General features: G+C 41.2%; 28 protein-coding genes. 8 read left to right on the top strand and 20 right to left on the bottom strand.

Annotated elements, in window-relative coordinates; translation table 11 throughout:
• Window positions 1-29: 29 nt before the first annotated feature.
• Window positions 30-905: an agmatinase gene (gene speB, locus LA313_RS14675; RefSeq protein WP_228916311.1), complete on the top strand. Its 876-nt coding sequence runs from the start codon at window positions 30-32 to the stop codon at window positions 903-905.
• Window positions 898-1,869, top strand: a complete 972-nt coding sequence (locus LA313_RS14680) for a deoxyhypusine synthase family protein (RefSeq protein WP_228916313.1) — start codon at window positions 898-900, stop codon at window positions 1,867-1,869. Before speB ends, LA313_RS14680 begins: the two co-directional genes overlap by 8 nt.
• 144 nt (window positions 1,870-2,013) lie before the next feature.
• Here the strand turns inward: LA313_RS14680 and LA313_RS14685 are convergent, their stop codons facing one another.
• Window positions 2,014-3,195: a glycosyltransferase 87 family protein gene (locus LA313_RS14685; protein ID WP_228916315.1), complete on the bottom strand. Its 1,182-nt coding sequence runs from the start codon at window positions 3,193-3,195 to the stop codon at window positions 2,014-2,016.
• A 15-nt stretch (window positions 3,196-3,210) separates the two neighbouring features.
• Here LA313_RS14685 and LA313_RS14690 point away from each other — a divergent pair, with 15 nt between their 5' ends.
• Window positions 3,211-3,357, top strand: coding sequence for a hypothetical protein (locus LA313_RS14690; RefSeq protein WP_228916317.1), 147 nt, complete (start codon window positions 3,211-3,213; stop codon window positions 3,355-3,357).
• 103 nt (window positions 3,358-3,460) lie between these two features.
• On the opposite strand, the gene LA313_RS14695 is transcribed toward LA313_RS14690, so the two are convergent.
• The 14 genes from LA313_RS14695 to LA313_RS14760 all read right to left on the bottom strand — a co-directional run bounded on the left by LA313_RS14695 (window position 3,461) and on the right by LA313_RS14760 (window position 14,834).
• The gene (locus LA313_RS14695) at window positions 3,461-3,784 is read right to left on the bottom strand and encodes a type II toxin-antitoxin system PemK/MazF family toxin (RefSeq protein WP_228916318.1); all 324 of its coding nucleotides are present in this window, start codon (window positions 3,782-3,784) and stop codon (window positions 3,461-3,463) included.
• Window positions 3,775-4,020, bottom strand: coding sequence for an AbrB/MazE/SpoVT family DNA-binding domain-containing protein (locus LA313_RS14700; RefSeq protein ID WP_228916319.1), 246 nt, complete (start codon window positions 4,018-4,020; stop codon window positions 3,775-3,777). Before LA313_RS14700 ends, LA313_RS14695 begins: the two co-directional genes overlap by 10 nt.
• 56 nt (window positions 4,021-4,076) lie before the next feature.
• Window positions 4,077-5,588, bottom strand: a complete 1,512-nt coding sequence (locus LA313_RS14705; RefSeq protein ID WP_228916320.1) for a cellulose synthase family protein — start codon at window positions 5,586-5,588, stop codon at window positions 4,077-4,079.
• Window positions 5,588-6,277: a glycosyltransferase family 2 protein gene (locus tag LA313_RS14710; protein ID WP_228916321.1), complete on the bottom strand. Its 690-nt coding sequence runs from the start codon at window positions 6,275-6,277 to the stop codon at window positions 5,588-5,590. Before LA313_RS14710 ends, LA313_RS14705 begins: the two co-directional genes overlap by 1 nt.
• 116 nt (window positions 6,278-6,393) lie before the next feature.
• Window positions 6,394-7,971 (bottom strand): 4Fe-4S binding protein, encoded by a 1,578-nt coding sequence (locus LA313_RS14715; protein ID WP_228916322.1) that lies wholly within the window; start codon window positions 7,969-7,971, stop codon window positions 6,394-6,396.
• Window positions 7,972-8,018: 47 nt separating this feature from the next.
• Window positions 8,019-8,402: a transposase gene (locus LA313_RS14720; RefSeq protein ID WP_408641379.1), complete on the bottom strand. Its 384-nt coding sequence runs from the start codon at window positions 8,400-8,402 to the stop codon at window positions 8,019-8,021.
• 240 nt (window positions 8,403-8,642) lie between these two features.
• Complete coding sequence (locus LA313_RS14725; RefSeq protein WP_228916391.1) at window positions 8,643-9,917, bottom strand: NAD(P)/FAD-dependent oxidoreductase; 1,275 nt, start codon at window positions 9,915-9,917, stop codon at window positions 8,643-8,645.
• Window positions 9,918-9,925: 8 nt separating this feature from the next.
• Window positions 9,926-10,756 carry a purine-nucleoside phosphorylase gene (locus tag LA313_RS14730; RefSeq protein ID WP_228916325.1) on the bottom strand — a complete coding sequence of 277 codons (831 nt, stop codon included), beginning with the start codon at window positions 10,754-10,756 and terminating at the stop codon, window positions 9,926-9,928.
• Window positions 10,757-10,766: 10 nt separating this feature from the next.
• Window positions 10,767-11,330, bottom strand: a complete 564-nt coding sequence (gene msrB / locus LA313_RS14735; RefSeq protein WP_228916327.1) for a peptide-methionine (R)-S-oxide reductase MsrB — start codon at window positions 11,328-11,330, stop codon at window positions 10,767-10,769.
• The gene (locus LA313_RS14740) at window positions 11,327-11,962 is read right to left on the bottom strand and encodes a TIGR04282 family arsenosugar biosynthesis glycosyltransferase (RefSeq protein ID WP_228916329.1); all 636 of its coding nucleotides are present in this window, start codon (window positions 11,960-11,962) and stop codon (window positions 11,327-11,329) included. Before LA313_RS14740 ends, msrB begins: the two co-directional genes overlap by 4 nt.
• Before the next feature lies 1 nt (window position 11,963).
• Window positions 11,964-13,019 carry an arsenosugar biosynthesis radical SAM (seleno)protein ArsS gene (gene arsS / locus LA313_RS14745; protein WP_228916331.1) on the bottom strand — a complete coding sequence of 352 codons (1,056 nt, stop codon included), beginning with the start codon at window positions 13,017-13,019 and terminating at the stop codon, window positions 11,964-11,966.
• A 199-nt stretch (window positions 13,020-13,218) separates the two neighbouring features.
• On the bottom strand, window positions 13,219-13,554 hold the full coding sequence (locus LA313_RS14750) for an arsenosugar biosynthesis-associated peroxidase-like protein (protein WP_228916332.1): 336 nt from the start codon (window positions 13,552-13,554) through the stop codon (window positions 13,219-13,221).
• 95 nt (window positions 13,555-13,649) lie between these two features.
• Window positions 13,650-13,838 carry a hypothetical protein gene (locus tag LA313_RS14755; protein ID WP_228916334.1) on the bottom strand — a complete coding sequence of 63 codons (189 nt, stop codon included), beginning with the start codon at window positions 13,836-13,838 and terminating at the stop codon, window positions 13,650-13,652.
• Between the two features lie 102 nt (window positions 13,839-13,940).
• Window positions 13,941-14,834, bottom strand: coding sequence for a sulfotransferase domain-containing protein (locus tag LA313_RS14760; RefSeq protein ID WP_228916336.1), 894 nt, complete (start codon window positions 14,832-14,834; stop codon window positions 13,941-13,943).
• Between the two features lie 133 nt (window positions 14,835-14,967).
• Here LA313_RS14760 and LA313_RS14765 point away from each other — a divergent pair, with 133 nt between their 5' ends.
• The 5 genes from LA313_RS14765 to LA313_RS14785 all read left to right on the top strand — a co-directional run bounded on the left by LA313_RS14765 (window position 14,968) and on the right by LA313_RS14785 (window position 20,285).
• Entirely contained in the window at window positions 14,968-15,444 is a 477-nt protein-coding gene (locus tag LA313_RS14765; protein ID WP_228916339.1) for a DUF4168 domain-containing protein, read from the top strand.
• Window positions 15,445-15,668: 224 nt separating this feature from the next.
• Window positions 15,669-16,820 (top strand): zinc-dependent alcohol dehydrogenase, encoded by a 1,152-nt coding sequence (locus LA313_RS14770; protein ID WP_228916341.1) that lies wholly within the window; start codon window positions 15,669-15,671, stop codon window positions 16,818-16,820.
• Between the two features lie 32 nt (window positions 16,821-16,852).
• Window positions 16,853-17,374, top strand: coding sequence for a hypothetical protein (locus LA313_RS14775; protein ID WP_228916343.1), 522 nt, complete (start codon window positions 16,853-16,855; stop codon window positions 17,372-17,374).
• Between the two features lie 444 nt (window positions 17,375-17,818).
• The gene (locus LA313_RS14780; RefSeq protein ID WP_228916345.1) at window positions 17,819-19,006 is read left to right on the top strand and encodes a DUF7282 domain-containing protein; all 1,188 of its coding nucleotides are present in this window, start codon (window positions 17,819-17,821) and stop codon (window positions 19,004-19,006) included.
• 178 nt (window positions 19,007-19,184) lie between these two features.
• The gene (locus LA313_RS14785; RefSeq protein ID WP_228916347.1) at window positions 19,185-20,285 is read left to right on the top strand and encodes an alanine racemase; all 1,101 of its coding nucleotides are present in this window, start codon (window positions 19,185-19,187) and stop codon (window positions 20,283-20,285) included.
• 44 nt (window positions 20,286-20,329) lie between these two features.
• Here the strand turns inward: LA313_RS14785 and LA313_RS14790 are convergent, their stop codons facing one another.
• From LA313_RS14790 to LA313_RS14810, 5 genes are all read right to left on the bottom strand, one after another.
• On the bottom strand, window positions 20,330-21,538 hold the full coding sequence (locus LA313_RS14790; RefSeq protein ID WP_228916349.1) for a DUF418 domain-containing protein: 1,209 nt from the start codon (window positions 21,536-21,538) through the stop codon (window positions 20,330-20,332).
• A gap of 167 nt (window positions 21,539-21,705) precedes the next feature.
• The gene (locus tag LA313_RS14795) at window positions 21,706-22,581 is read right to left on the bottom strand and encodes a DUF808 domain-containing protein (protein WP_228916351.1); all 876 of its coding nucleotides are present in this window, start codon (window positions 22,579-22,581) and stop codon (window positions 21,706-21,708) included.
• 234 nt (window positions 22,582-22,815) lie between these two features.
• On the bottom strand, window positions 22,816-23,685 hold the full coding sequence (locus LA313_RS14800; protein ID WP_228916353.1) for a CPBP family intramembrane glutamic endopeptidase: 870 nt from the start codon (window positions 23,683-23,685) through the stop codon (window positions 22,816-22,818).
• 179 nt (window positions 23,686-23,864) lie between these two features.
• Window positions 23,865-24,833 (bottom strand): DUF6624 domain-containing protein, encoded by a 969-nt coding sequence (locus tag LA313_RS14805; RefSeq protein ID WP_228916356.1) that lies wholly within the window; start codon window positions 24,831-24,833, stop codon window positions 23,865-23,867.
• 306 nt (window positions 24,834-25,139) lie between these two features.
• Window positions 25,140-25,436: a GIY-YIG nuclease family protein gene (locus LA313_RS14810; RefSeq protein WP_228916357.1), complete on the bottom strand. Its 297-nt coding sequence runs from the start codon at window positions 25,434-25,436 to the stop codon at window positions 25,140-25,142.
• Window positions 25,437-25,635 lie beyond the last annotated feature (199 nt).

Genomic DNA, 25,635 nt, shown 5'->3' on the forward strand with positions numbered 1-25,635 from the left:
GCAATTAGAACACACCAATCGCTAATAAAATGAACAAAAAGAATTACGCCGGCATTCCGGACAAGTATGCACGTTTAGATGACGCAAAAGTAGTTTTGATCCCGGTTCCCTATGATGGGACAAGTACCTGGGGTAAGGGCGCCGATAAAGGTCCCGACGCTTTTCTTGAAGCTTCAGAAAATATGGAGCTTTTTGATATCGAAACCCGTACAGAAGTCTATAAAAAAGGAGTCTATCTCGCACCACCGGTGACCGAGGATTCCTCTCCGGAAAAAATGGTGGAAGCGGTTCATAAGACCGTGAAAAACTATATCAAGCAGGACAAATTTGTTACCATTTTTGGCGGTGAACATTCAGTTTCTATTGGGACTATTCGTGCTTTTAATGAAAGCTTTGAAGATCTTACTGTTGTTCAAATTGATGCGCATGCAGATCTTCGTCCCGAGTATGAAGGTTCGACCTGTAACCATGCCTGCGCGGTACATGAAGCGAGTAAGAAGACTAACCTTCTCCAGGTAGGGATCCGTTCTATGGATGTTTCCGAACTGGATCATATGGACGAGAATCAGGTGTACTGGGCACATGATCTTTATGAAGACTGGATGGATGATGCGATTGGCCAAATGACACCTAACGTTTTCATTACCATCGATCTTGATGCTTTCGATCCTTCGATCCTTCCATCTACAGGTACGCCCGAGCCCGGCGGAATGTTCTGGTATGAGACACTGGAATTTTTAAAACTGATGTTCAAAAAGAAGAACGTGGTAGGGTTTGACATTGTAGAGCTTAATCCAAACGAGAATGAAAGATCATCAGATTTTCTTGCGGCTAAACTTTACTATAAGATGTTGAGCTACAAATTCAAATATTTAAATCATAACGAAGACGAAGACGATGAGTAAAGGACCGGTTACGGAATTTATAGAAAAACATTTTAAACATTTTAACTCAGCGGCTCTTGTAGATGCCGCAAAAGGATATCAGGATCAGCTTGACAAGGGCAACAAAATGCTTGTTACCCTGGCAGGTGCGATGAGTACTGCCGAGATCGGAAAAAGTTTTGCTGAAATGATCCGTCAGGATAAGGTGCAGTTCATTTCCTGTACAGGTGCAAACCTGGAAGAGGATGTGATGAACCTTGTGGCACATTCACATTATGAACGCGTGCCTCACTATCGGGATCTTACTGCCCAGGACGAGTGGGACCTGCTGGAGCGTGGTTTAAACAGGGTAACCGATACCTGTATTCCTGAAGAAGAAGCATTCCGAAGAATTCAGAAGCATATTGTAAAGATCTGGAAAGATGCTGAAGCTGCAGGGGAGAGATATTTCCCTCATGAATACATGTATAAGCTGTTGCTTAGTGGAGTGATGGAAGAATACTATGAGATCGATCTAAAAGATTCCTGGATGTATGCCGCAGCCGAAAAGAACCTGCCAATGGTAGTTCCGGGCTGGGAAGACAGCACCATGGGGAACATTTTCGCTTCTTACGTTATGAAAGGTGAATTGAAGGCAAGCACCATGAAATCTGGAATAGAATATATGGGCTTTATCGCCGATTGGTATACCAAAAACACTGATAAAGGTGTTGGATTCTTCCAGATTGGAGGTGGTATAGCCGGTGATTTCCCTATTTGTGTTGTACCAATGTTATATCAGGATATGGAAATGCATGATATTCCTTTCTGGAGCTATTTCTGCCAGATATCAGATTCTACAACCAGCTACGGAAGTTATTCGGGTGCTGTGCCTAATGAAAAGATTACCTGGGGGAAATTGGATAAAGATACTCCGAAGTTCGTAATAGAAAGTGATGCTACTATTGTGGCACCGCTTGTGTTTGCTTATCTGCTTGGTTGGTAAACTCAAGATTAAAGAAAAATAAAGAACTCCGGAAGCAGCAATGTTTCCGGTTTTTTTTGTCCGCAGATTGCGCAGATTTTCACTGATTTTCTTCGTTACCTTCTTTTTAAGTCATTGTGAGCTTAGTGTGAAATTATCTCGTCTTCATCTGCGGGAATCTGTGAGATCAGCGGGAAACTTGCCTTTTTGATGTCTGAAAAGTTCGTAGGATACTACTCCGAATACAACGACGTATTCAAGTGCAATAAACCACAAATTCTCCTTGTAATCGTGTTGCGAATATGCAAAATAGCTCAGCACAACCATTAAACTCCAAACCTGTACAAATTTATATCTGGTAAAAATCGAAAGTAGCAAGGGCGTTGCCAAATACCAGGGATGCACAGTAGTGGAAAGCATCAAATAAACAACACTGCCAAACATCATGCTTAGGATTAGCCCGTTTATCCTGAGATTTTGCTTAAGAGTTGACAAAGCCAGAATTAAAACAAATACAACAATCGCTATTGCCGGACCTGCATAAGCAATAATGTTATAGCCTTCAACCTGGTAACCTATCCACCTGATGAGGTAATAGAAGCTCGCATTAAACTCAAACTTTTGAAACCAGAGATTAATGCTGCTGAAGAAATTCTCCGAAAATGCTCCGGAAAGGAACGGTAGGAAAAACAACAAGAGTAAAGCTCCGGTGATTGAGTAATATAAGATTGCTTTTTTCCACCCCAGCCTTTTAAAAAGTAATGGAAGGAACATTAGCGGTATTAATTTTACTGCAATAGAGCAGGAAAATAAGAGCGCGCTAAAAAGCCATTTTTGACGCTGCAGTAAATACAATCCTGCCAGGAGAAAAAACAGAATTACCCCTTCGAAATGTAAATTTCCGGTGAGTTCAATGATGATCAGCGGATTGAGCAGGTAAAAGAAGATATTGCTTTTAGGGAGGTTGAGATTTTTAAGTAATTTTCTTCCAAAGTAGAAGATCCCGATATCGGCCGCAATGATGAAGACTCGCAGCCAGACCACAGATGCGAGGATACTTTTTCCGCCGAGAAAGGCAGCAAGAGCAAAGAAAAGCTGGTTGAGGGGTGGATAATTAGTTGGATTCCCGGCGCTAAGACTGCCCATTCCATCATAAAGTTCTTGTGCTCCCAAAAATGGTAAATTCCCGGCTGCGAAATATTCAGCCGGTGTCATCAAATAGGGATTGATCCCTTCCAGCAATAATCTGCCGTCCCAAATGAACCTGTAGAAGTCCTTGGACAAATTGGGAACGGCAAACAGAAACAGCAACCTAAAAATAACTGCTGCAGCTAAAAGTATTTTCAAATTGTACCTCTGCATTTGGAAGAACTTCCAGCTCAGGAAAAAGAGAGCGAACCACAGGGTCAAAAGCTTGAGAAATTCGGTCCTCTCCAGGTCGTACGCGAAGGCAAAATAAAAGGCGCAGCAGCTAAGGAATATGAGAAAGGGGATCTTGTAGAGGAGTAGGAACTTTTTCATGCTTCACTTCATAAGACCTCACAATCCCGATATCCAATGGGATTGGAAATCTGTGAGGTCTTATTTACACCACTACTTCCTCTTTGTAACATTAATCTACAAATGTTTCTTTCATCACCTCTTTGCATTTCTGTATTTCAGATTTGCTCAGAGAATCAAAAACTTTAATTATTCTCATTCTGTCAATGGTCCTGATCTGGTCAATTGCAATCATTCCTTTTTTATCATTCGTTTTAAGGGGAATTCTGGTTGGATACCTCTTGAGATTTGTTGTCATCGGCACGACCACAATAGTCCTCAAAAACTTATTCATTTCGTTAGGGGAGACAATTACACAAGGTCGTGTTTTTTTAATCTCACTTCCCACCGTTGGATCAAGGTTTACGAGAATAATTGAATATTGTTTCAGTTCCATTCATCGAAATTTTCATCCTCAAACACCTCGTCAATAAGAAGCTCATCGTCCTTATTTTCTGCCATGTCCCTGAACTTCTCTTCCCAGTTTTTTCTTGGCAAATCGATAGGTCGTAGAACAATTTGATCTTCTTCTAAGATTAATTCTACTTTTTCTTTGATCTGATATTTATCCAGGATCGTTTTGCTCAACCTTAGACCTTTTGAATTTCCGATCTTGATAATGGGAGTTTCCATAATTTAAGTTTGTAAGTACAAAGTTATTACTTTTTCCTGAATTTCAATTCCGTGTCTCACAAGATCTGACAGGTTTTAGAAACCTGTGAGGTCTGATTTTTTCCGGGATATATTTCCACATTAAACGAAGCTAAAACAACATATGAAAACCCGAAAAACATCATTAAATGGAACGGGAGCAGGCTGTAACTTTCAATTCTAAAAGCTGAAAAGATTCCAAAAGCGAATAGCAGCATCAACAGGATCTCCAGAAGCAGCTGGAAGTTGATCTTCACCGGAGATTTAAATTTAACATCAGGTCTATTTTTCAGGTTGAACTTCGGGGTTCTTATGAACTCACTCTTCTTTCCGAAGTGCCCTTCCAGAATTGCAACGGAATTGTGCAGCGAAAGCCCCATTGCGATCGAAAAGAAGGTGAAAAAGATTCCGATGAATTTAAAAAGGGAAAAACGTTCCTTTTGATGCAGTTCTTTATAAGCTGCATAATAGGTGATGAAAAAGATCACAGGACTCAGGACACATATGGTCATTCCTGTAAAAATGGTGGAGTAGGTTGGGTCGTCCAGTAAAAAAAGTACAGGAATACTTAGAATTCCCATGAGAAGTACCACAAAAAAGAAGCTGCTGTTAAGGAGGTGAAAAAAGCTGTGAAAGCGGGTTCCGAAGCTTACCTCTTTACTTTTAAGAACTTTCCTGTAATTCTTCTGAAAATTCTCTGCCGCCCCTTTATTCCACCTGAACTGTTGGGAACGTGCAGCAGCAATGGTGATTGGCAGTTCTGCCGGCGTCTCAACTTCTCTGAGATATTTGAACTCCCAGCCTTTTAACTGGGCCCGGTAACTTAGGTCAAGATCTTCGGTAAGGGTGTCACCTTCCCAATTCCCTGCATCGAGAATGCAGCTTTTTCTCCAGACTCCCGCGGTACCGTTGAAGTTGATAAAATGTTTTCCAAAGTTGCGCCCGGTTTGCTCCAGGATAAAATGGTAATCGAGTAGGAATGCCTGTAATTTAGTGAGCAATGAATAATCTTTATTTAGATGTCCCCAGCGGGTCTGCACCACTCCCAGATTTTCATTTTTGAAGTAGGGGAGGGTCTTTTTAAGCCAGTCTGACTGCGGTACGAAATCTGAATCGAAAATAGCAATGAATTCTCCTTTTGCAATTTCAAGTCCGGCTTTTAATGCTCCGGCTTTAAAGCCTTCGCGATGACTTCGGGTGATGTGTTGGATTGGAAAACCTTCAGCTCTCAATTCCGAAATAATTTCGGCAGTAAGAGCTGCGGAATCATCTGTGGAATCGTCCAGCACCTGTACTTCCAGCTTGTCGTGAGGATAATCGATAAGAGCAATATTCCGAAGCAAACGCTCTACAACTGGTTTATCGTTATAAAGTGGCAGCTGAATAGTGACCAAAGGGATCTGATAAGGGTCTGAAAAGTGCCATTTTTGAGAGGTATCTTTTTGGTTTCGGCTTTTGCGGAAGTTAAGAAGCAGGTGTAACAGGGAAAGACTGTAGAGAAAAACTACAAACATTAACAGCGCGAAGATGATCAAGATTGCAGTTTCCATTACTTAAAGCTGTATTTAAAGATCCATGTAAGGATCTTAACCCCGGCCATGAAAGCTCCTTTTACGGTACCTGAAACTTTTGACACCCCAATGCGATTGCGATAATGCACCGGCACTTCTTCATAGCTATAGTTCTTTTTTAAAGCCTTCAGCTGCATTTCCACGGTCCAGCCATAGGTTTTATCTTCCATATTGAGCGCCAGTAGCTTTTCATACTTAATGGCCCTGAAGGGTCCCAGATCTGTAAACCGGGCCTTGAAGAACAATTTCATTAGGTTAGTTGCAAGCCAGTTCCCAAAGATCTGCGGAAAAGTCATAGCCCCTTTCTCCCGCCAGCGTTTGACTCTTGCACCAATTACAAGATCCGTATCCCGCTGAATGATTGGCTCCACGATCTTTTCAAGTTCCCGGGGATAGTCGCTGTAGTCCCCATCTAAAAATACGATAATTTCCGGCTTTTCAGGAAGTTGTGCGATGTAATCCATTCCCTTAAGGCAGGCGTAACCGTAACCCTTTCGAGGCTCCTGTAAAACGGTGGCTCCAGCTTTTTTAGCATTTGCTTCCGTGGCATCGGTGGAATTATTATTCACCACGATCACCTCATCCACAATTTCAGGAATATCCTTTATCACAGGACCAATGGAATCGGCCTCGTTATATGCGGGAATTATGACTTTTAAGATGGGCATGATGCAAAGAAAATCATTCTGGGAAGATTTGGGTGTAAAATTCAGGATTCAAAATTTCAATAAATTTTTGAATGGCATCGAATTTTTGTAATTGGAGCCTGGAATTTGGTGCTTGTCTAATTTTTTCTCGTAGCTTTTTTCTGTTGCTGAATAAGGTCAAGAAGATCCACATCATTTCCTAACAAAACTGAATCGCCGTTGATCCTGCCATCCAGAGGTCCGTTTTCTAACTTTAGAACTCCACGTGGGCAAACCGCACTACATATTCCGCAGCCAACGCAACTGGAACGAACGATGTTTTCCCCTTTTTGAGCATATGCCCGTACGTCTATTCCCATTTCGCAATAGGTGGAACAGTTTCCGCAGGAGATACATTGTCCACCATTTGTAGTGATCCTGAACTTTGAAAACAACCGCTGTTGCATGCCCAGCACTGCTGCCATAGGGCAACCAAAACGGCACCAAACGCGGTTCCCGAAAATGGGATAAAAGCCAACACCTATAACTCCTGAAAAAGCCGCGCCAATTAAAAAGCCATACCACTGTCGTAGCACATATCCATACGTCATTCCGCTGAAGTAAAATACAGCGATGATGGCCAGAACAACGCTGAGGGAGATAATTGCCCCCTTTTTGGCATCTCTTGCCAGCCTGTGCCTTTTGAAGATCCAGATAAGCCCAAAAAGCAGAACCAGAAAAGCTGCCGATCCCATAAGAAAAACATTCTTGTCCAGCCAGAACTGCTCCGGATTTTCGTTTAGAAAGGAATATACCACCGCAATGGTCATGACCACTACCAATACCAAAACCGTGTGGATGATGTAACGCTCAAATTTCCAGGAAGCCCTGCTTTGGTCAGACAAATGCCTGTAAGGATCTCCGGCAGTTTCAGCCAGGCCGCCGCAGCCGCATACCCAGGAGCAGTACCATCTCTTTCCGTAGAAATAGGTGAGGATAGGAGTGATGACAAAAATGGAGGCTATTCCGAAGAAGAGCATTATGAGCCCCACATTTCCGGCAGTAAAGAATTCCGAAAGCTTATACCCGGCGAAAAGATCATAATTAAGGGGCCAGATATTCACCGGATTGAAATACGGCTGATTAAGGCGCATGAGGATCTCCGGAATTAGAAATGCAAAACCCAGCTGGAAGAACATTACCGAATAAGTACGAAGCACCTCATATTTGTTATGCCTGTATTTGAGCAGGAACTTGTAGCCAAAAGCGAGAATGGCAAGGGTATATAAGGTTCCGTAAACAAACCATTGACTTGCTGCATGACCGCTGATGAATCTGCTAAGCGGGTCGAAAAGTGCTATAAGACCGGTATTGGAGCCTTCGGGATTATATCCCAGGTACTGCGGGAACCAGTATAATACAATATAGAACAAGGTGAGTATTATTCCCGTGCCCCAGGCGAGGATGCCGCGGGCAGTCATCGACCTGAACCAGATGCCGTCGTTTTTTACTCCGGCCGACTTTCCCAAATACTGGTCATTGGCAAAAATGATCACTCCCAGAGCAATGAGTGCAAGAGCCGACCAGAGAAAAACTGAGGGTAATTCAATGTTGAACAGCGCAAGAAAAAGAATAAAAAGCCCTGTCCAGCCAAGCCCCGTGGCTACCTTTTGAGTAGTGGAGAGCTTTGCGGATGTTTCTCCGGAGAGAGACATGTTATTTTGTGCTGTGGACATAATTTATGTGCAGACCTCACAGGTCTCAAAGACCTGTGAGGTCTCTTTTAGTTTTCAATATCTAAATTTAAATCTACTCCTTTTAACCTTTTTGCTTCATGAACTGCAGTAAAATTTTCTAAAGAATCGAATAACGAAAAAACGGTTTCTTTTTCTATTAAAGAAGTCTTTGCTCCAAGATACTCGAAATAAGAAGAATATTTATAATCTTTAAAATCGTTAATCAGTCCGTGACTCTCAGGATTAAGATGGATGTATAAAATCAAGTTGGTCAGATAATTCTCCTCTGTTATTAGAATTCTTTTAAAACGGTCCTGAAAGAGACTTCCGGTTCGATTATAGGATTTGTTTATTGCCTTAGCATAAGCATTGAAGAAATTTGAAAAGGCTTTTGATATATTTTTTCCATCTTCCTCTTTAGTTCTAATCAAAAGATGAAAGTGGTTTCTAAGAAGGCAGTATGCAAGAACATCGCAAATAGGGAGAAGGTGTCTATGGATAAGATGAAGAAAGTAATTATAATTCTTTTCTTCTATAAAAATATCTTCCCCATTATTTCCTCTATTGTAAATGTGGAAATACTGATCGGGAAGTAAGGGTTGATACTGCATCTTGTTCCAGTTTGCAGACCTCACAGGTTTTGAAAACCTGTGAGGTCTAGTGGCTTCTGTCTATACGGACTGTTTAAAACTACTAAAAATCTCCTTCTCGTGGCGGTCGTAGAACTCGGGATCAAAGTTGGCTTCCCTAAAGTTTCTTAAAATGAACTCCAGGTTCCTTTCTTCGGTAAGCCAGCGGTCGAATACTTCATGCCGCATTCTAATTCCAAAAGTATTGATTCCAAGAAATTTAAATGTTGCAGGATCAAAGGCAAGAGTGATTGCCTTGTCTCCGGCACTATGCTCCCAATGAAAATGATCTTCATCTTCTCCTGGATTTGCGCTTACGTTGCCGTAGGTCTGAAATTCGATCTCAAAAAATTTAGCGCTGTTAAACCAGTGACCAGGGTTATACTTAAAGGTTGTTCCGCAGATGGTCTGCGCCACGGTTTCTCCCATCATTCGGGCTGTGTACCATATTGCTTCAATATCTTTTCTGCCTTTTTGTGGCTGTCGATGCTGCGCACAGTCTCCAATGGCATATACATCCGGAACATTGGTTTGCAGATGGGGATCCACCAGAATTCCCATATCGGTTTCTATTTCTGTTCCTTTCAAAAAAGTGATATTTGGCTTCACACCTACCGAGACACCCAGAAGATTGCAGTCGATCTCCTCTCCCGAAGAGGTGTTTACAGAACTTACTCTTCCTTTTGTGCCATTGATCTTCTTAAGTTCGTTTTCGTGTTTTAAAACAATTCCGTGGCTTTCGATGTGCCGGGAGATCAATTGCGCATCTTTTAAAGGCAACACGTTCTGCCAGAAAGCTTTTTCTCTGATCAACATGGTAACCGGAATTTTACGGGTGTGCAGCATTTCGGCCAGTTCCACGCCTATGAGTCCGCCGCCAACGATCACTGCACCTTTGCAATTGCGGGTATTTTCCTCTAAAAGTTCCAGATCCTGTTTGGAGACCAGTCCCTGTACTCCTTTGAGTTCTTGCCCATCCCAGCCCAGAAATCTTGGGACAGAGCCGGTCGCTAGGATGAGCTTGTCATAAGACATTTTCTCTTCACCTTTCAAAAAAAGCATTTTTGAGGCGGGTTCTATTTTTTCGACATATGCCTTCTTTAGCTCAATTCGATTCTCCTCCCAAAACCAGTCTTCGTAAGGCTTGAGGTGCTCCCATTTCATGTGGCCCATGTACACGTACATTAAGGCGGTGCGGGAAAAGAAGTAGTCACTTTCCGCAGAGATCACCGTGATCTTTTTATTGGAAATGCGGCGAATGTGACGTGCGGCAGTGATACCGGCCACGCCGTTTCCTATGATAACCACATGTTCTATTGATGACATTATTCTGCCGGTTTAAGCTCTATGCGTTTGATTAGTTCTCTAAAAAGGGTGATCATTTGAGGCTCCGCCTTCCCGGCAGTTTCAATGATGTCCTGAATATTTACAGGCTTAAGGTCATCGGGATTTCCTTCATCGGTCAATACAGAGACCGCCGCAATGGGAATCTTTAAATGGTTTGCCACAATGACTTCCGGCACCGTGCTCATTCCAACCGCATCTCCTCCAATGGTTCTAAGATACCTGTATTCTGCCCGGGTTTCCAGCTGTGGTCCAACAACCGATACATAGACTCCTTTATGCAGCGGAAAGCCATTTTCTTTAGCAATCTCCTGCAGGATACGGCCACTTTGTTGATCGTAGGGAGCGCTCATATCTGTGAACCTTGTTCCCAGTTGCTCTACTCCTCTAAAAGCCAAAGGAGATCCACCCTGTAAGTTTATATGGTCGTCGATAAGCATGATCTCTCCTTTTTTAAATTCAGGATTTAAGGAGCCTGCAGCGTTGGAAATGAGGAGTTTTTTGATTCCCAGCCTCTTCATCACCCGCACAGGGAAGGTCACATCCCACAGGGAGTAGCCTTCATAAATATGAAAACGACCTTGCATTACCACTACTTTTTTTCCTTCCAGTTTACCGAATATGAGTTTTCCTTTATGGAACTCCACGGTCGCAGTTGGAAAACCTGGAATATGATTATAGCTAACTTCAGCAATAATTTCAAGTTCATCAATAAGTTTTCCCAGGCCGGTGCCCAGGATGATCCCTATTTCGGGTTTGTCAAAGCCTCTGGCCTCAAGAAATTCTGTAGTGTGTTCTAAATCTTTAAGCATTGATTATTTTTTAAATATCTGTTTGTTTAAAATCGAGCGCCAATGAATTCAGGCAATGCCGCTCCTCTGTAGGTACTCCTTCGTAAGGAAAAATATGTCCAAGGTGGGAATCGCATTGTGCGCAGACGACTTCCACCCGCTCCATTCCATAGCGGCGGTCCATTTTGCGTTCTACAAGTTTAGGGTCGATGGGAGCATAAAAGCTAGGCCAGCCTGTACCAGAATCAAATTTGGTATTCGAACTGTACAGCGGTAAACTACAACCGCCACAGTAATAAATGCCCTCTTTTTTATTATCGTAATATGCATTTCTAAAAGCCGGTTCTGTGCCAGCTTCCCTCAAAATGTGATATTCTTCGGGACCAAGTATTTTCTTCCATTCCTCTTCTGTCCTGGTTACATTCCCCACCTCAATGGTATCAGCCTGGACAGGATCCTGCACTTCCCGGGTTTGAACGACTACTTCTGCCGCCTGGGTCATTACAGCGCTACCATTTATTTCCTTCTGCTCCTCCTTACAGCCAAAAATAAAAGCTGTAATCACTAATATTGATAAAAATTGCATCTTCTTCATAATTCCTCTGTTTTTTCAATTATTCTCATTAGCTCCCGGTGGGGCCTCATATCTTCAAGCCGGTCAATATCATTCCGCGCCTCCAGCTGTGTTATTTTATAACCTTTGAGGTCTTTTAGAGTGGCTTCAAGTACTAGATTGCCGCCCCAGGTCTTGTTTTTGAACACCTGTGAAGTTAAGGATTTCATCCCTAATAAATAGTATCCGCCATCTGTGGCAGGCCCTATGACAGCTTCAGAATCTTTAAGTGCCAAAAATGCCTTTTTCAGATCTTCTTCTGAAAGGTCGTATAGATCGCTGCCAATTATGATGATACTGCTGAAGCCGGCGTCAAAACCACTGCGGAAAGCATTCTCCATTCGCTCTCCTAAATCTTTTCCCTGCTGAAGTTTTTTACTGAAGGATTTTTTCTCCCAGATATCCTTCTCCGGAATTTCATCTGAATAATACACCCATTTCTCTACCTGAAGGTTTTTAGTGATCTCAACCGTGTGCTGTAGTAGATGTTTATAGATCTTTAAAGCTGCCATATCTCCAATGCCTGCAGCCAGTCGTTTTTTAACTTTTCCTAATTCCGGATTTCGGGTAAAGATGAGGAGCAATTCCCCACTTGTAGAAGATTCTTTTCTCATATTAAATCACGCTTCCCTGGCAACTACTACCCGCACCGGCCGTACAGCCATAGCAGTGTTGTGAGGTGCGTATTTCCCTCTTTTGCAGCAGTTGAGGTTCAAAATCTTTTAAGTGCTGACTTTTTGAAGCTACCTTTAAACTCAGCATCTGGTTGAAATCACAGTCGTACAGCCAGCCGTCCCAGCTTACAGATATTGTATTGGTGCACATTACGTTGTGCAGGGCAGCAGGGTTAAAAGCCTCTACCAAAGCTGTCATATAGTCTTCATAATTTTCGGACGCTATAAGGTACTCCAGGAATCTGCTAATAGGTAAATTGGTGATACAGAAGAGTTCGTTGAAGTCAATATCAAAGTCTGCTTTTAAAGCCTTTTTAAAATCGCGTTCCATGGTCTGTTGGTTAGTTGGCAGGAAGGCTCCCGCGGGATTGTAGACCAGGTCTAACTTTAGTCCGCTGTCCTTTTTGCCATATCCTGCTGCATTCAGCATCTTCAGAGCTTCAATGGACTTATCAAAAACTCCGCTACCGCGTTGACGATCGGTTTTCTCCCGTTTATAGAAAGGCAGAGAAGATACGATGTGAATATCATGCTTTTTAAAGAATTGTGGCAGGTCGTAATATTTCTTATTTGCCACAATAATGGTAAGGTTAGAGCGAACTATAAAATCTCTGATCCCCGCTTTGGAGGCTTCTTCTACGAACCACCGGAAATCGGGATTCATTTCGGGTGCACCGCCCGTAAGGTCCAGAGTATGTGCCTCAGATTTTTTTATCACATCCAGGCAGAGCTGCATTGTTTCCCGGGTCATGATCTCCTTTCGGTCAGGTCCTGCATCCACATGGCAATGGGAACACACCTGGTTACACATATACCCCAGGTTGATCTGTAGGATCTCCAGCTTTTTAGGCTTTAAAGGAAATGCTCCCGTCTTCTCTGCCTTATCTTTGAACAGCGGTAATTCCCCTGCCCCAAAAATGCCGTTACTAAGGTATTTAAGCTGTTCGGCAGGATTGGAGAGGTTGTTTTTTCGGGTTTGTAGGGATTTTGTTGGCATGTTTTGATATTGTATTTATGATGGGGCGGCGGAGGCCTGACCCCGGAGCCGTTGCATGCAACGGCTTTACCTTTGGTGGGGCCTGTGGAGGCCGTAGAGACCTGACTTCGGAGCCGTTGCATGCAACGGCTTTACTTAAGATCCCTCCTTTGTCGGGATGAGCGGCTCCTATGTCAGCTGTGCCAGCTGACGGATCTGCTCACATTGACAACTTATTGTACTTGTTCATCATTTGGACTCCATGTACCAGCGTGGCACCGCCTTTTATAGCTGCGCCTACGTGGATGGCTTCCATCATTTCTTCTTTTTCTATTCCCCGCTCCAGGCCGTCTTTAGTGTATGCGTCTATACAATAAGGACACTGCACCACGTGGGAAACTGCAAGGGCGATAAGGGATTTTTCACGGGCTGTTAGTGCTCCTTCCTCGAATACGCTGTTGTAATAATCAAAGAACTTGCTGCCAAGTTCCTCATCCCATTCCGAAATTTTCCCAAACTTCTTAAGATCGGCGGGATCGTAATATGTTTTTGACATAATAATTTTTTTGAGGCTCTAAGATAAGAAGTGCCTGCAGAACAAAGAGACTTCAAAAAATAAAACCTGTCAAAAATGTCATTTTTGAAAGATTGTTACGCGAAGAGGTCCGAAAAGAACAGCAGGCCCAGTACTATTATGGCAATGATCACAATGATCGCGATCATTCCCAGATTTCCGCCACTTTTTTCTTCGGTTGACTGATTGACATGATACTTTTTATCTGTCTTTTTATTTTCTACGGGAGTAGATTTTTTGTTTTCTGTACGATCGTTGGTTTCCATGATAAAAGGTTTTAAAACTTTAAGGTACAAAAATGCACCTAGACCTTGAATTTTCTCAAAAACCAGAGAAGCACAATTGTGAAAATTTTAGAAGTTACTACCTTAATAAAGCTTTTTCCAATCAATTTTTTCGAGGATGGACTGCAATTCCTTTTTTGGTATCTCACGTGGAATGGCAGGAAGTTTATCTCCTTCCCCCGGCGTGAGTGGGTATCCAAAAATACGCATCAAAGCCCCGGCCTTGACCGATGCCTTCTCTATCTCTTCAATTGAAAGTTGATCAACCCACTTGCGGCTTTCACCCTTGCGTAAATGCCGGGGACTCTCTTCTTTCATGCTTGAAAAGCTGACTTCTTTTTCAATTTTTTGCTTTTCCTGAGCTGGAAGTTCCAATTCCAGATATTTCAGTAAAGAATCGTATTCCTTTGGAAAAGACTTCAGCAGGTTTTCATAAAAAACAAAATGCAGCTTCAGATCTTTGGAGTGAAGCAGGTAATTTCCGTAGAACCAGACCCACTGTTCCAGCAGGTTTTCATATTCCGCAGAAAAAAATTCTTCAACCGACTTATAAGGTGAGGTGTAATGCTCCTGCATATATGGCGTGAAGGCAAATTTAGCAGCCGAAAGTGCTGTATCTCGTGGATCTCTCACAATACACACTTTCCTGTCAAAAAAGGTAAAAACCTCGGGCGTTTTTTGGCACCAGGTGGAATGCGTCCAGGCCAGGGTAGCCTTCTTAGAATAATTTTCCAAGTCGGGAACCGGTTCCTTGAGCAAGGAACTCACTCTAAAAAATACTCCGTCGCCCTCAATATCCAGCATATCTATCCCCGCCTGATCTTTAAAGCTGAGTTTTTCCTGCTTCAGGAATTGATATTCGGGTCGGGTTTTTATGAAATAGGAAATATCTTCTCCGGCTTTTTCAAGAGTTTTCTTTAGAATGGTATTGAGCCAGAAACTACCTGATTTTGGGGCGCTGACCTGTAATATTTTCATGTTTCAATTATTTTAAAGTCTGAAGTTAATTAAATTTAATAAAAGAAGATTCTGGCCTTTTACTGGCAATCTCAATTGCTGTTGCTACGCTGGCATGATACTTGAATTAAACTGAACAACAAAAAATTAAATTATGATTAGATCAAACAAAATGGCAGGGATGATAATGTTTTTTATGATGTTAGGTAGTACTGCCGTATTTGCCCAGACACCACAAATGCCGCAACAAGAGCAGCAACAAACGGAAGTGACCGATGCCGAACTTACTAAGTTCGTAGAGGCTCTTAAAGGTGTACAAATGGTGACCCAGCAGGCACAACAGAAAATGATGCAAATGGTGCAGGAAGAAGGAATGGAAATTCCAAGGTTCAATGAAATCCATCAGGCTTCAGTAGATCCTAAAGTTGAGGTAGAAGCCACTTCCGAAGAGAAAGCAACTCACAAAAAGATCATAGGAGAACTTGAAACTATGCAGGCGGGAATTCAGGAACAATTAGAGAGTTTAATTAAAGATCAGGGGCTTTCGCTTGAAAGATATGAGCAAATTGCCATGAGACTTCAGTCTGATACTCAACTTCAACAGAGAATTCAGCAAATGATACAGGGATAAACTATTCCCAAGAATTTTAAAAAGCGGCAGTGATGCCGCTTTTTTTATGCCTTAGAAAATGTGAGGTATGTTAGCAGCATCCCAAAAATCACACCTGTGTCTATAAAGTATCGTTAAATACTTTTATTGGAAAGCCACTTTCTTTAATTTTAAGATGCAGAAAATCAGGTTAATGAAAATTTTACCCGATTTGTTTACGCTTTAAAAAAGAAAAACTTACCAGTATGTTAGCAATGAATTACCGCGGTCCTTTTAGGATACGTGTAGATCGTGACAGTCCCTTTCCGGAAATTGAGCATCCTGAAGATGCCATTGTAAAAGTAACCAGAAGCTGTATTTGCGGCTCTGATCTCCACCTGTATCATGGTCTTGTGCCCGATACCCGCGTGGGAACAACTTTTGGGCATGAATTTATAGGAGAAGTAGTTGAGGTAGGATCGTCTGTAAATAAAGTAAAAGTAGGGGACCAGGTAATGGTGCCTTTTAACATTGCCTGCGGAAAATGTGCTTTTTGCAAGCAGGAAATGTACGGGATGTGCCATGAGGCCAACCCACAGTCTACAGCTGCCGGGGGAATATTTGGATATTCCCATACTACAGGTGGCTACCACGGCGGGCAGGCAGAATACGTACGGGTTCCTTATGCCAATGTTGGTCCTACTGTTATTCCCGACTGGATGGATCCCGATGATGCAGTATTGCTCACCGATGTGGTGCCCACAGGATACCAGGCCGCCGAAATGGGGGGCATCCAGGAAGGAGATACTGTAGTGGTATTTGGTGCCGGTCCCATAGGAATAATGGCTGCTAAAAGTGCATGGCTCTTTGGAGCGGGAAGAGTTATTGTAATTGATAAGCTCGATTACCGCCTGGAATTTGTCAAGGAATTTGCACAATGTGAAGTCTACAATTTTTCTGCCCTGGAAGATCCGGTAGTTTTTATCAAAAAAATAACTGATTCCCTGGGAGCCGATGTATGTATTGATGCAGTAGGAGCCGAAGCTGCAGGCGATACTATGAACACCATGATGGGTAGAAAACTGCTAATGCAGGGAGGTTCAACAACCGCCTTGCACTGGGCAATAAACTCGGTTAAAAAAGGTGGGATTGTTTCAATAGTAGGAGTATATGGCCCTATTGATGCCCTGGTGCCCATAGGTAATGTGGTGAATAAAGGGATAACAATTAGAGCGGGACAATGTTCGGTGAAAAGATTATTGCCTAAAATGATCGAACATGTTAAGACGGGAAATATCAATCCTAAGGAAATAATCACTCACCGGATACCTTTAGAGGAAGTAGCCGAGGGTTATCACATCTTTAGTAAAAAGCTTGATAATTGTATTAAAACTGTTCTTATCCCGCCAACGGCATAAGAACAGTAATAAAAAATTAAAAGAAGAAGTTTATGATCGGAGATCAAACCAAACCCGAAGATTTCAGAAATGAAAGAGGGGGCGACCACAGCCATATAAAAGGATGGGGAATTGACAGGGATTCAAAGAATGATCCAACTTACCCCATGAAACATAGAACAGATGAAGAAATAGAGGGTTATACCTGGGAGCGGCCAGAACAACAACCTGTAGATATTGAGGTGCTACATTCGGTAGAACGGCCTAATATTCCGGCAGTTTTTGGGACGGCGCAACCTCCATCAGGTCTTAGTGGCGCTATAAGACGTTTCGCCTTTAAGTACAGCGAATCCAGTTATGGAAGATGGCTACCACTCGTAATAGCCGACAGGATTGGAGAAGTAGAAGGTATTTTTGAAGACCTTAAAAAAGGTCATGTGCCAAATCTTTTTGCCGAACACGGGTTAAAATCTGAATGGAAGTATAACAGGAAGAATTTTGTACTTAAATCGGCAGTTACTGCAGCTGCGCTTGCAGGAGTCCTGCTGTTTCTTACCAGGGATAAAAAGAGATAAAAAATGCTATTTTAGAAAAATATAATTTCGCTTCTAACGTGAATTAGTCGAAGCATCTGCATTTGCAGATGCTTTTTCATTTTTAATGCCGCGGGCAAAAGGCCAGAATTGCCTGGAAATCTCAAACCGGGAGAGTTTGATAATCTTCTTTCTGCTACAACTTCATCAGCGGAAAAAACAGTTTTAACAGAGAATTTTAATAAAAAATAATTCTCTGCAGGGGGCTCTTGGCTTTATTCCCTTTCTTCATTACAACAAGAGAATATTTATTTTAAAGGAAACTTACAAAAAACCTTTAACAACAAGTAGAAGAAGCAGTTAGAATACGGGAGCAGACTACTAAAGAAATATTAATTAGGCTTTTGATGAGGGTATTTAGTAAAGCCTTAACGGAGATTCCATGCTTAACTGCCTAATTTGTGCCGAATTAAAAAAATAAAAACTATGATCAGATTAAAGAAAGTTTACCTTTTAATGATGCCGATGATTCTGAGTCTTGCCCTAGTATCATGTAGTGACGATGATGATGATAACCCTGTTCTCCTTCCTACAGGTAGTATTGTAGTAGATAGTGAGGAAGTGGTAGAGGATGGAATGTTGACTATCAATGCCGTTAGCATGAGTAATCCTGGATGGGTAGTGATCCACCGTGATAATAATGGTGCTCCTATGGTACCCGAAATTATTTCTGTACCTAAAATGGTAGAGGAAAATACTACCTCCGATGTTGTTATCGAACTTAAAGATGGAGAAGAGGTAGAAGATGGTGAAACCCTTTGGGTAATGCTTCATACAGATGATGGAGTAATTGGAGAATATGAATTTAACGGAACCAATGGATTAGATGCTCCTATTACAAATGAGGCCGGAGACATCGTAACTGAATCTTTTATGGTGTCATTAGCTAATGCAGTAACTGCAAATGAACAGGATCTTGTAAACGGAGTAGTTAATGTTGAGTCTATTAAGCTTGAGCAAGATGGATATGTTGTGATTCATGCATCCAATGAAGCCGGTGACGGGCCGATGGTACCGCAAATTATTTCTCAACCAGTTTATTTGGAAGCAGGAGAATATGAAAATGTAGGTGTACCACTAACAGACGATGCTAATGTTGAAGCTGGTGATGTTTTATGGATCATGCTTCACAATGATACCGGGGAAGAACAAGTGTATGAATTTGATGGAGTTAATGATTTAGACCTTCCTGTTATGGATGGTGAGAATATCGTAATGACCTCTGTTACTATTACTGATGTAACTACAGCCGCAATGAGTGGTACGATTGATGTAGAGGATCAGGCTCTTGTTGACAACACCATCACCGTAGATAATATCTTCGTTGATATGGATGGGTATGTGGTAGTTCACGCTTCAAATGCTGACGGATCGGGACCAATGGTGCCTGAGATCATTTCTGTACCTGTTTATGTTGAAGCCGGTGATAACCCAAGTGTAGAAATAACTTTTACAGAAGATGCAAATGTCGAAGTAGGAGATACAGTTTGGGTAATGTTACATGATGATACCGGAGTAGAAATGGTATATGAATTTGACGGAGTGAATGGTCTTGACTTACCTCTTATGGATGACGACGGAATTGTTGTTACCCCTATCACTATTACTGAATAGTTATAGATTAAAATAAGATCAAAAAGGGCTGCCATTTCTGGCAGCCCTTTTTTTATTTGTGGTATTTCATGAAATTGACTCGTTCTAGCTGAAGAAACTCTGGCAGGTTCTTTTTTAGCTGAAATTTTCTTAATTCATGTGACCTATCTTCGTATTTTAACCTGGACAAGCTTAACTTATGATTAAAATAACCCAACCTACTTTACTTCTTGACCAAAATATTTGTGTAGCCAACATTAGTAAAATGGCCGAAAAGGCCCTTAAGCACAAGGTGGAATTGATCCCTCATTTCAAAACCCACCAATCTGCACAGGTTGGGGAATGGTTTAAGGAGGTGGGTGCAGGAGCGATCACGGTGACCTCTGTAAAGATGGCGAAATATTTCGCACAGCATGGATGGAATGACATTACTATAGCCTTCCCGGCAAATGTCCTGGAAATTGATAAGATCAACGAACTCGCTAAAATGGTTGATCTAAAGATCTTTGTGAACAGCAAAGAGACCGCCGCTATCCTGAAGCAGCAGTTAAGATCACCGGTAAAATTTTATATAGAAACAGATGTCGGGGATGGACGATCTGGAGTAAATGCTGGAGACTTTTCAGCAATTGCAAAGATCCTGGAGGTAACCAATGATTCTGAACTGGAATTTTGTGGTTTTTATACACATGCCGGCCATACTTATAATGCTGTATCTCCACAGGAAGTTGAAGAGATTTTTGAAGAAGTGCTCAAAAAACTCAGTTCTCTAAAAAGGCATTTTAGAAAGGCATTTCCAAATCTTAAGCTTGCACTTGGTGATACGCCTTCTTGCAGTATAATTGAAGATTTTGGAGATATTGACAGCATTCATCCCGGTAATTTCGTGTATTACGATCTTGTCCAGCATGGTATTGGTGCCAATACCATTGGGGAGATAGCCATTTGTCTGGCTGTTCCTGTGGTTGCCGTACATCCCGAAAGACAGGAGGTAGTTGTGCACAGTGGCTGGGTACACCAGGGGAAAGATTCATTGCGTGGTGTAGATGGGAAAAACTATTATGGCCTTGTGGTAAACCTGGAAGGAGAGAAATGGACCGCTCCCATTTCAAATGCGAAAGTAAATAAGCTATCTCAGGAACACGGGGTAATCAATCTACCCTCAAAGATAATAGACGGGATAAAAATAGGAGATGTCCTGGGGATACTTCCGGTGCATGCCTGTGCAACTGCGGTGATGATGGGTGAAATATGGACCCTGGAGGGGGCGAGGCTGGAAATGATGCCAAGGTTAACTTGAGCTCTTACTGGGTATCATAAATTAAGTCAGCATCTTTCCTGTTTTTACTTTTTTAAAGAGGAAAAATGGAAGTATGTAAGGCCTTTCCAGAGCCACTCCACGGGACCTTGTTTAAAATGACTTAGCCACCATTGGCAGAACTTAAGTTGCAGATAAAATATTGCAACTCCCATCAGCACATTTATGGCAGGCGAGGTCCGGTCAAAAAGTCCAAGACCAAATTGATAGAATAACAGCAGGCCGATTATTGTTTGCGATAAATAGATGGTAAGAGCCATTCTTCCCATGGCTGCGAGTGGTTTCAGAATTTTCCGGAAAAACCTTTTTTGAAAGAGGAGAGAAATCCCGGTGATATAGAAGATTGTTAGACAGGCATTATAGATACTAAAAAGGAAGCTTGCCGACCATTGCAGTTGGGGAACAACTTTAATTCCGGGGATGGTGACCAGGTCGAAAAGGTACATAAGGAGCCCCAGGAAAAGCAGGAAAAGAACAGCCCTCTCTGAGAATTTGTTCCAGCTTTTCACTTTAGAAAGTTGCTTCTTAAGAGAAGTGAAAAGTTTTGTGCGGCCCGCATAAAGCCCTAAAAGAAAATATCCAAAAGTCATTAACAATCGGCCGCTTTTTATTTGATACTCAATCTTTGCCGGCCAAGATCTCCAGTTATCGAGTAAGACAGTAGAAAAGTCTTCTTTTTGCACCAGGCGGTAGTACCTTGCCGCTTCATCGGCCATAGGAAATTCCACTTGCGCATTAGGCACTTCAGTTTGAAAGGCTTCGTATAGATGAGTGGGTAAATTTGTAATCAGCAGAAGGCCGATTACCAGAATTAGCTTTGGGGAAAGGGATCTGAAAAAGATTAAAACCACCCCCAGTACAGCATATAGAGCAAGTATATCCCCTCGCCACAGGATGTGGTGGAGGAAACCTATAAGAAAAAGTAGAAAAAGGCGCCAAATGTAAGTACGCAAATAACCAGGTTGAGATCTTTTTTTCCGGAAGTTCAGATAAAAGCTTAACCCAAACAGGAAGGAAAAAACAGAAAAGAATTTTCCAAACACTAAAGCTCCAAAGATGCCAAGGGTAATTCCATCGACAGTACTATCATATTTTGTGTATGTTTCCGGCGGTAAGGCAGCACCTGTATACCAAATCACCATATGAGCGTAAAGGATCCCTGCCAGTGCAAATCCTCTTAATACATCTATAGTGTCAATCCTGGTTTTTGATGTCGTAACTGTGCTCTCTCCCATATTCCGCAGCTTTCAATATAAAAATATTGAAGCATCCGGGTAGGGCCTTTCACATAGTTTTATGTGTAGGGGAAAGAAAAAATGAGGTAGTTATTAGAAAGAAGCCAAAATCCCCTCTTTTGAAAGATATTGCTGAAGAAGGTTTTGGGAAAGGCCTGAATGTTTTATTAAGGAGTGAATTTTTTCCAAAGGGTGGTACCTAATTTTATGGTGAACAACACCAGGAAACCTACTACCAAACCAATCAGAAATTCAACAAGTATTCCGGGTAGATTTGGAAAGAGGTCGTGGAAGAAATGAAGGTTGTGAGCAAAAATACCGCCCGAAACCAAAAGCAGGGCAATGGTCCCAATGACCGACAGACTTTTGATCACCTTGGGTAGAGCACTTACCAGGAATCCGCCAATTTTATCTGAGATGCTATTTTCCTTATCGTTCATATCTATAAGTTTAGCTCCAAACTCGTCCATTCTTATGATTAGCGCTACTATTCCATATACTCCCACAGTAGCAACAAGGGCTATTATGGTAACCACTAGGATTTTTGTGAGAAGCGGTTGATCTCCAACAGTGCCCAGGGCAATAATTATGATCTCTACAGAAAGTATAAAGTCTGTGAGGATCGCCGACTTTATTTTTTCTTTTTCCAGGCTCAAGACCTCTTCTTTTGAAAGTTTTTCAAGTTTAGGAGTGTCCTTATGATGAGCATGCGGGAAAATGAATTCGTATATTTTTTCTGCACCTTCGTAGGCCAGATAAAGTCCACCGATAATCAAGATAACAGTAACGGCCGAAGGCAAAAATGCGCTTAGCAAAAACGCCAGAGGAAGAATAATTACTTTGTTTAAAAAAGAACCTTTTGTAATCTCCCAAATCACCGGCAGTTCCCTGGAAGACATAAATCCCGATGCTTTTTCTGCGTTTACGGCAAGATCGTCACCTAAAATTCCCGCTGTTTTTTTTCCTGCAACTTTTGACATCATTGCTACATCATCCATTAAAGTTGCGATATCATCGAGAAGGGCAAATATTCCTGAGGCCATAGTTGAATTTGTTTCAGAGGGCAAGATAAGTGTATTTGCTAAAATGTAAAATTAAAAACATAGAGGTAGGTGAATGAGAAGGGAGTTAATATTTCCGCTATTTTTCAATCTTCCGGTTTTTTATTCACCTTCAGAAGTAAATAAAGATGGAAAAATAAAATTCATAAAAAAGGAGAAATTCAATTGACTGCCGGCAAACATTTAGACCTTCCGCAGCAGAGGTGCAAAAAGAATTCATTTGTCAAATTTTATTTCTCTTTTTAAAAATTTCTCTAATTCGGTTTTTGTGATCCCATCTTCACCGTAGATGTTCACATCTATCCATTTATCATCGTAGGGTCTGGGTCCTTCCAAATTTAGAGAATCGATAAAATCGTAAAGACTAATATCATTTGCCTCAATTAAATATATTTCGTCTTCGCCAAATTTCGTTCGGAAATAGGAATCATATTTATTTACGAACACAAGTTCTTTAATATTTATTGAAAGCGTTTTATTCGATATTCTTACTATCTCATTATTGTGAAGGAAAATGATTGAAAGAATTATAAGAGTAAAATTAAAAGCTCCATGTTGAAAAACGGACCATAAAAAACCCAGTTTGATCCTAACATAGCTTAAAAGGAATCCGCCAATTAATTGACTTCCAATAATAACTGGCGACAGAATATAGAAAATCGTCTCGGTGTTGTTGTAGTTGGTTAGGTGAATCAGGCCAAACAGAACAGCCAGGAGATATAATAAATATTTGAAGATCGAATTCCATCTTTTTTTGAGCCGTCCTTTTGAAAGGTAGTTCAGCAATCTTGCGAGATAATTTCTTTGGTACTTTAATGGGAAGCGGAAAATAATTTCTTCAATGAACGGGATTACCAATATTACCAGGAAAATTGTTAAATATGGCCCCCAATCAATAAGAGGGTTTTCAAGCTTTACAACATGTGAATGAATAAAATAGATAAAACCTATGAATGGAAAAGCTAATAACAATTCCAGTAATAAAATTTGAAAAGTGAGTAGGAATTTTCTTTTTGATGAAAGGTTCAATTCGTTATCATCTGGATTTTTTATCCAGGCATAAATGTCTTTGTAAAGCTTTTTCATTATTTAAGTAGCGTTATTACTTTTTTGTAACAAGTTAATTCCAGATTTCAAACCGGGGCAAAAAAAATATTTTTGTCTATTGATATCGTTTCTGAATTCTTTGGAATCTTTCGGCTCTTTGAGTCTTAATCTTTATTGCTTGAGCCCTCACATTTGAACATTCGTCAATAAATAAGCAATCACTCCATTGCTTCAAGTTTCGGCAACTTCTTCTTGTAAGACTCAACATCCCAAATGATATTCCAGTTCGCTACATAATCCTCAATGGGGCCTAATCCCACCTCTGCCCGGCGTTCATTTACATTATCGGGATCTTCAAGGGGAGACACATAATATTCGCCTGTTTCCTGATTTATTCCTATTTGGCTACCATAGATCTGATTTTTGCCCTGTTTTAATGCAACCCTGTCTTCCAATAGAGCCAAATCACGTGGAGAAGCATTGCCTTTTTCAACAGCTTCGCGTAACATTGGTAAATACTTTTCCTGTGTATCAATATCCGAATGCTGGATAACGAGGAAAAGGGCGCTGTTTCCTTTTCGACCGATAAGATTTGAACTTAGCCAGCCATGTTCGTCCAGGATCTTCTTCACCTTTATGAGGTTGACTGAATCCTGTTTATTAATTAGTTCCCAGTGTGTCCGGACTTCTTCGGAATCGTGGCCGTATTTTTCCCGAATTCCATCAGCCTGCTGCCGGTAATATTGGTCTTCTCTATAGACGGTATCAAGAATGGAAACAACATCAGGTACAAAAGCCTCAGCTTCTTTTTTATTTTCACTTACTCTGGAGAGAACTTTCATCCAGCGTTCATCGGTGCTTAAGGAATGAAAATCTTTATCTGAAGAAATTTTTCCAAGATCCTTATAACGCCCTTTCTCAGAGATTTCAAAAAGCTGATCAAAGGCTGCATCTTTATTGTTTGCCATGGCCCAGGTTTGTGCCGCCTCGTAACGATGTAAAATGCTGTCGTTGTCTGCTATGGATTCAAAGGCTTCAGAATATTTTTCTCCGGAATCTTCATATTCTCCTGTATTGTATAGATCACGAGCTTCTGCTATAAGTTTATTATAATTCTGTGGATTCTGACCGGTACAGGAGCTGAAGATGAAGGGTAAAAGCAATAGCAAAAAGGTGAGTTTTTTCATGTCGTTAAAATTTATTTCCGGTATGGCTCATCATGAATTGCTTTCCGGAGAGGGATTCAGAAAAATAGGAGGTAATATGGCGGTGCAATAAATTGTAATAAAACTTAAGATCTTTCAATTAATCTTTTTTATAAAAGTGGTAGAAGGCCTTTGCTTAGAACTGTTAATCAATTTGCTTTAGATCTGCAGATCGCTTTATGACAGACAGAAACCTGTAGGGAATTGTTCCTGCCCTTACTCGTTAACTAGTTTTTAAATGTAGGAAAAACTATTTGTGTTCTAGTTCTAAAAATTCATTTTTTTAACTCAATGATCGTTTATTTTTCTTTCCCGGAGCAGATCGGTTAGGATTTCAGGATGAATGATCACTTTTTCAATAAAAGTTCTACTTCTTCTACTTTTAATATTTCTTTTCAGGTAAATGGCTTCTTCCCTGGAATCGCACTGGAATATTAATTTAACTTCCCAGTCATAGGCAGCTTTAGTGAAAGCTTTAATTGTTTGATAGCTATTGTGCAATTCAAGCCTGGCCGGAACATTATTTGTTTCCCCGGCAAAATATTTATTCGATTTTGGACTGAACATTATATAAAGAAAGTGCATGAGTAAAAGTTAAGAAAAAAATCTAACCGAAGGAGTGCAAATAATTTTGTGAGCAGTGTTTTTATAGCTAATTAAGGCCATCACTCCTGATCTAAAAAGCTGGTTCTTTTTGAATTTTCAGGAACAGGAATAGGTGGATTTGAAGGGGATTTAAAGAATTTCATCGCTTCGACGCTTCAAAAGAACTGGTGGAACCTGT

Source organism: Salinimicrobium sediminilitoris (assembly GCF_020866905.1).
GTDB classification, from domain to species: domain Bacteria; phylum Bacteroidota; class Bacteroidia; order Flavobacteriales; family Flavobacteriaceae; genus Salinimicrobium; species Salinimicrobium sediminilitoris.

Excerpts from the sequence above, each read along its gene's own strand:
- LA313_RS14705 (WP_228916320.1), bottom strand. The coding sequence starts at position 5,588 with ATGGAAACTGCAATCTTGATCATCTTCGCGCTGTTAATGTTTGTAGTT.
- LA313_RS14785 (WP_228916347.1), top strand. The coding sequence starts at position 19,185 with ATGATTAAAATAACCCAACCTACTTTACTTCTTGACCAAAATATTTGT.
- LA313_RS14730 (WP_228916325.1), bottom strand. The coding sequence starts at position 10,756 with ATGCTTAAAGATTTAGAACACACTACAGAATTTCTTGAGGCCAGAGGC.
- LA313_RS14775 (WP_228916343.1), top strand. The coding sequence starts at position 16,853 with ATGATCGGAGATCAAACCAAACCCGAAGATTTCAGAAATGAAAGAGGG.
- LA313_RS14750 (WP_228916332.1), bottom strand. The coding sequence starts at position 13,554 with ATGTCAAAAACATATTACGATCCCGCCGATCTTAAGAAGTTTGGGAAA.
- msrB (WP_228916327.1), bottom strand. The coding sequence starts at position 11,330 with ATGAAGAAGATGCAATTTTTATCAATATTAGTGATTACAGCTTTTATT.
- LA313_RS14715 (WP_228916322.1), bottom strand. The coding sequence starts at position 7,971 with ATGTCCACAGCACAAAATAACATGTCTCTCTCCGGAGAAACATCCGCA.
- LA313_RS14680 (WP_228916313.1), top strand. The coding sequence starts at position 898 with ATGAGTAAAGGACCGGTTACGGAATTTATAGAAAAACATTTTAAACAT.
- arsS (WP_228916331.1), bottom strand. The coding sequence starts at position 13,019 with ATGCCAACAAAATCCCTACAAACCCGAAAAAACAACCTCTCCAATCCT.
- LA313_RS14790 (WP_228916349.1), bottom strand. The coding sequence starts at position 21,538 with ATGGGAGAGAGCACAGTTACGACATCAAAAACCAGGATTGACACTATA.
- LA313_RS14765 (WP_228916339.1), top strand. The coding sequence starts at position 14,968 with ATGATTAGATCAAACAAAATGGCAGGGATGATAATGTTTTTTATGATG.
- LA313_RS14795 (WP_228916351.1), bottom strand. The coding sequence starts at position 22,581 with ATGGCCTCAGGAATATTTGCCCTTCTCGATGATATCGCAACTTTAATG.
- LA313_RS14700 (WP_228916319.1), bottom strand. The coding sequence starts at position 4,020 with ATGGAAACTCCCATTATCAAGATCGGAAATTCAAAAGGTCTAAGGTTG.
- LA313_RS14770 (WP_228916341.1), top strand. The coding sequence starts at position 15,669 with ATGTTAGCAATGAATTACCGCGGTCCTTTTAGGATACGTGTAGATCGT.
- LA313_RS14780 (WP_228916345.1), top strand. The coding sequence starts at position 17,819 with ATGATCAGATTAAAGAAAGTTTACCTTTTAATGATGCCGATGATTCTG.
- LA313_RS14755 (WP_228916334.1), bottom strand. The coding sequence starts at position 13,838 with ATGGAAACCAACGATCGTACAGAAAACAAAAAATCTACTCCCGTAGAA.
- LA313_RS14800 (WP_228916353.1), bottom strand. The coding sequence starts at position 23,685 with ATGAAAAAGCTTTACAAAGACATTTATGCCTGGATAAAAAATCCAGAT.
- LA313_RS14740 (WP_228916329.1), bottom strand. The coding sequence starts at position 11,962 with ATGAGAAAAGAATCTTCTACAAGTGGGGAATTGCTCCTCATCTTTACC.
- LA313_RS14810 (WP_228916357.1), bottom strand. The coding sequence starts at position 25,436 with ATGCACTTTCTTTATATAATGTTCAGTCCAAAATCGAATAAATATTTT.
- LA313_RS14710 (WP_228916321.1), bottom strand. The coding sequence starts at position 6,277 with ATGCCCATCTTAAAAGTCATAATTCCCGCATATAACGAGGCCGATTCC.
- speB (WP_228916311.1), top strand. The coding sequence starts at position 30 with ATGAACAAAAAGAATTACGCCGGCATTCCGGACAAGTATGCACGTTTA.
- LA313_RS14805 (WP_228916356.1), bottom strand. The coding sequence starts at position 24,833 with ATGAAAAAACTCACCTTTTTGCTATTGCTTTTACCCTTCATCTTCAGC.
- LA313_RS14695 (WP_228916318.1), bottom strand. The coding sequence starts at position 3,784 with ATGGAACTGAAACAATATTCAATTATTCTCGTAAACCTTGATCCAACG.
- LA313_RS14760 (WP_228916336.1), bottom strand. The coding sequence starts at position 14,834 with ATGAAAATATTACAGGTCAGCGCCCCAAAATCAGGTAGTTTCTGGCTC.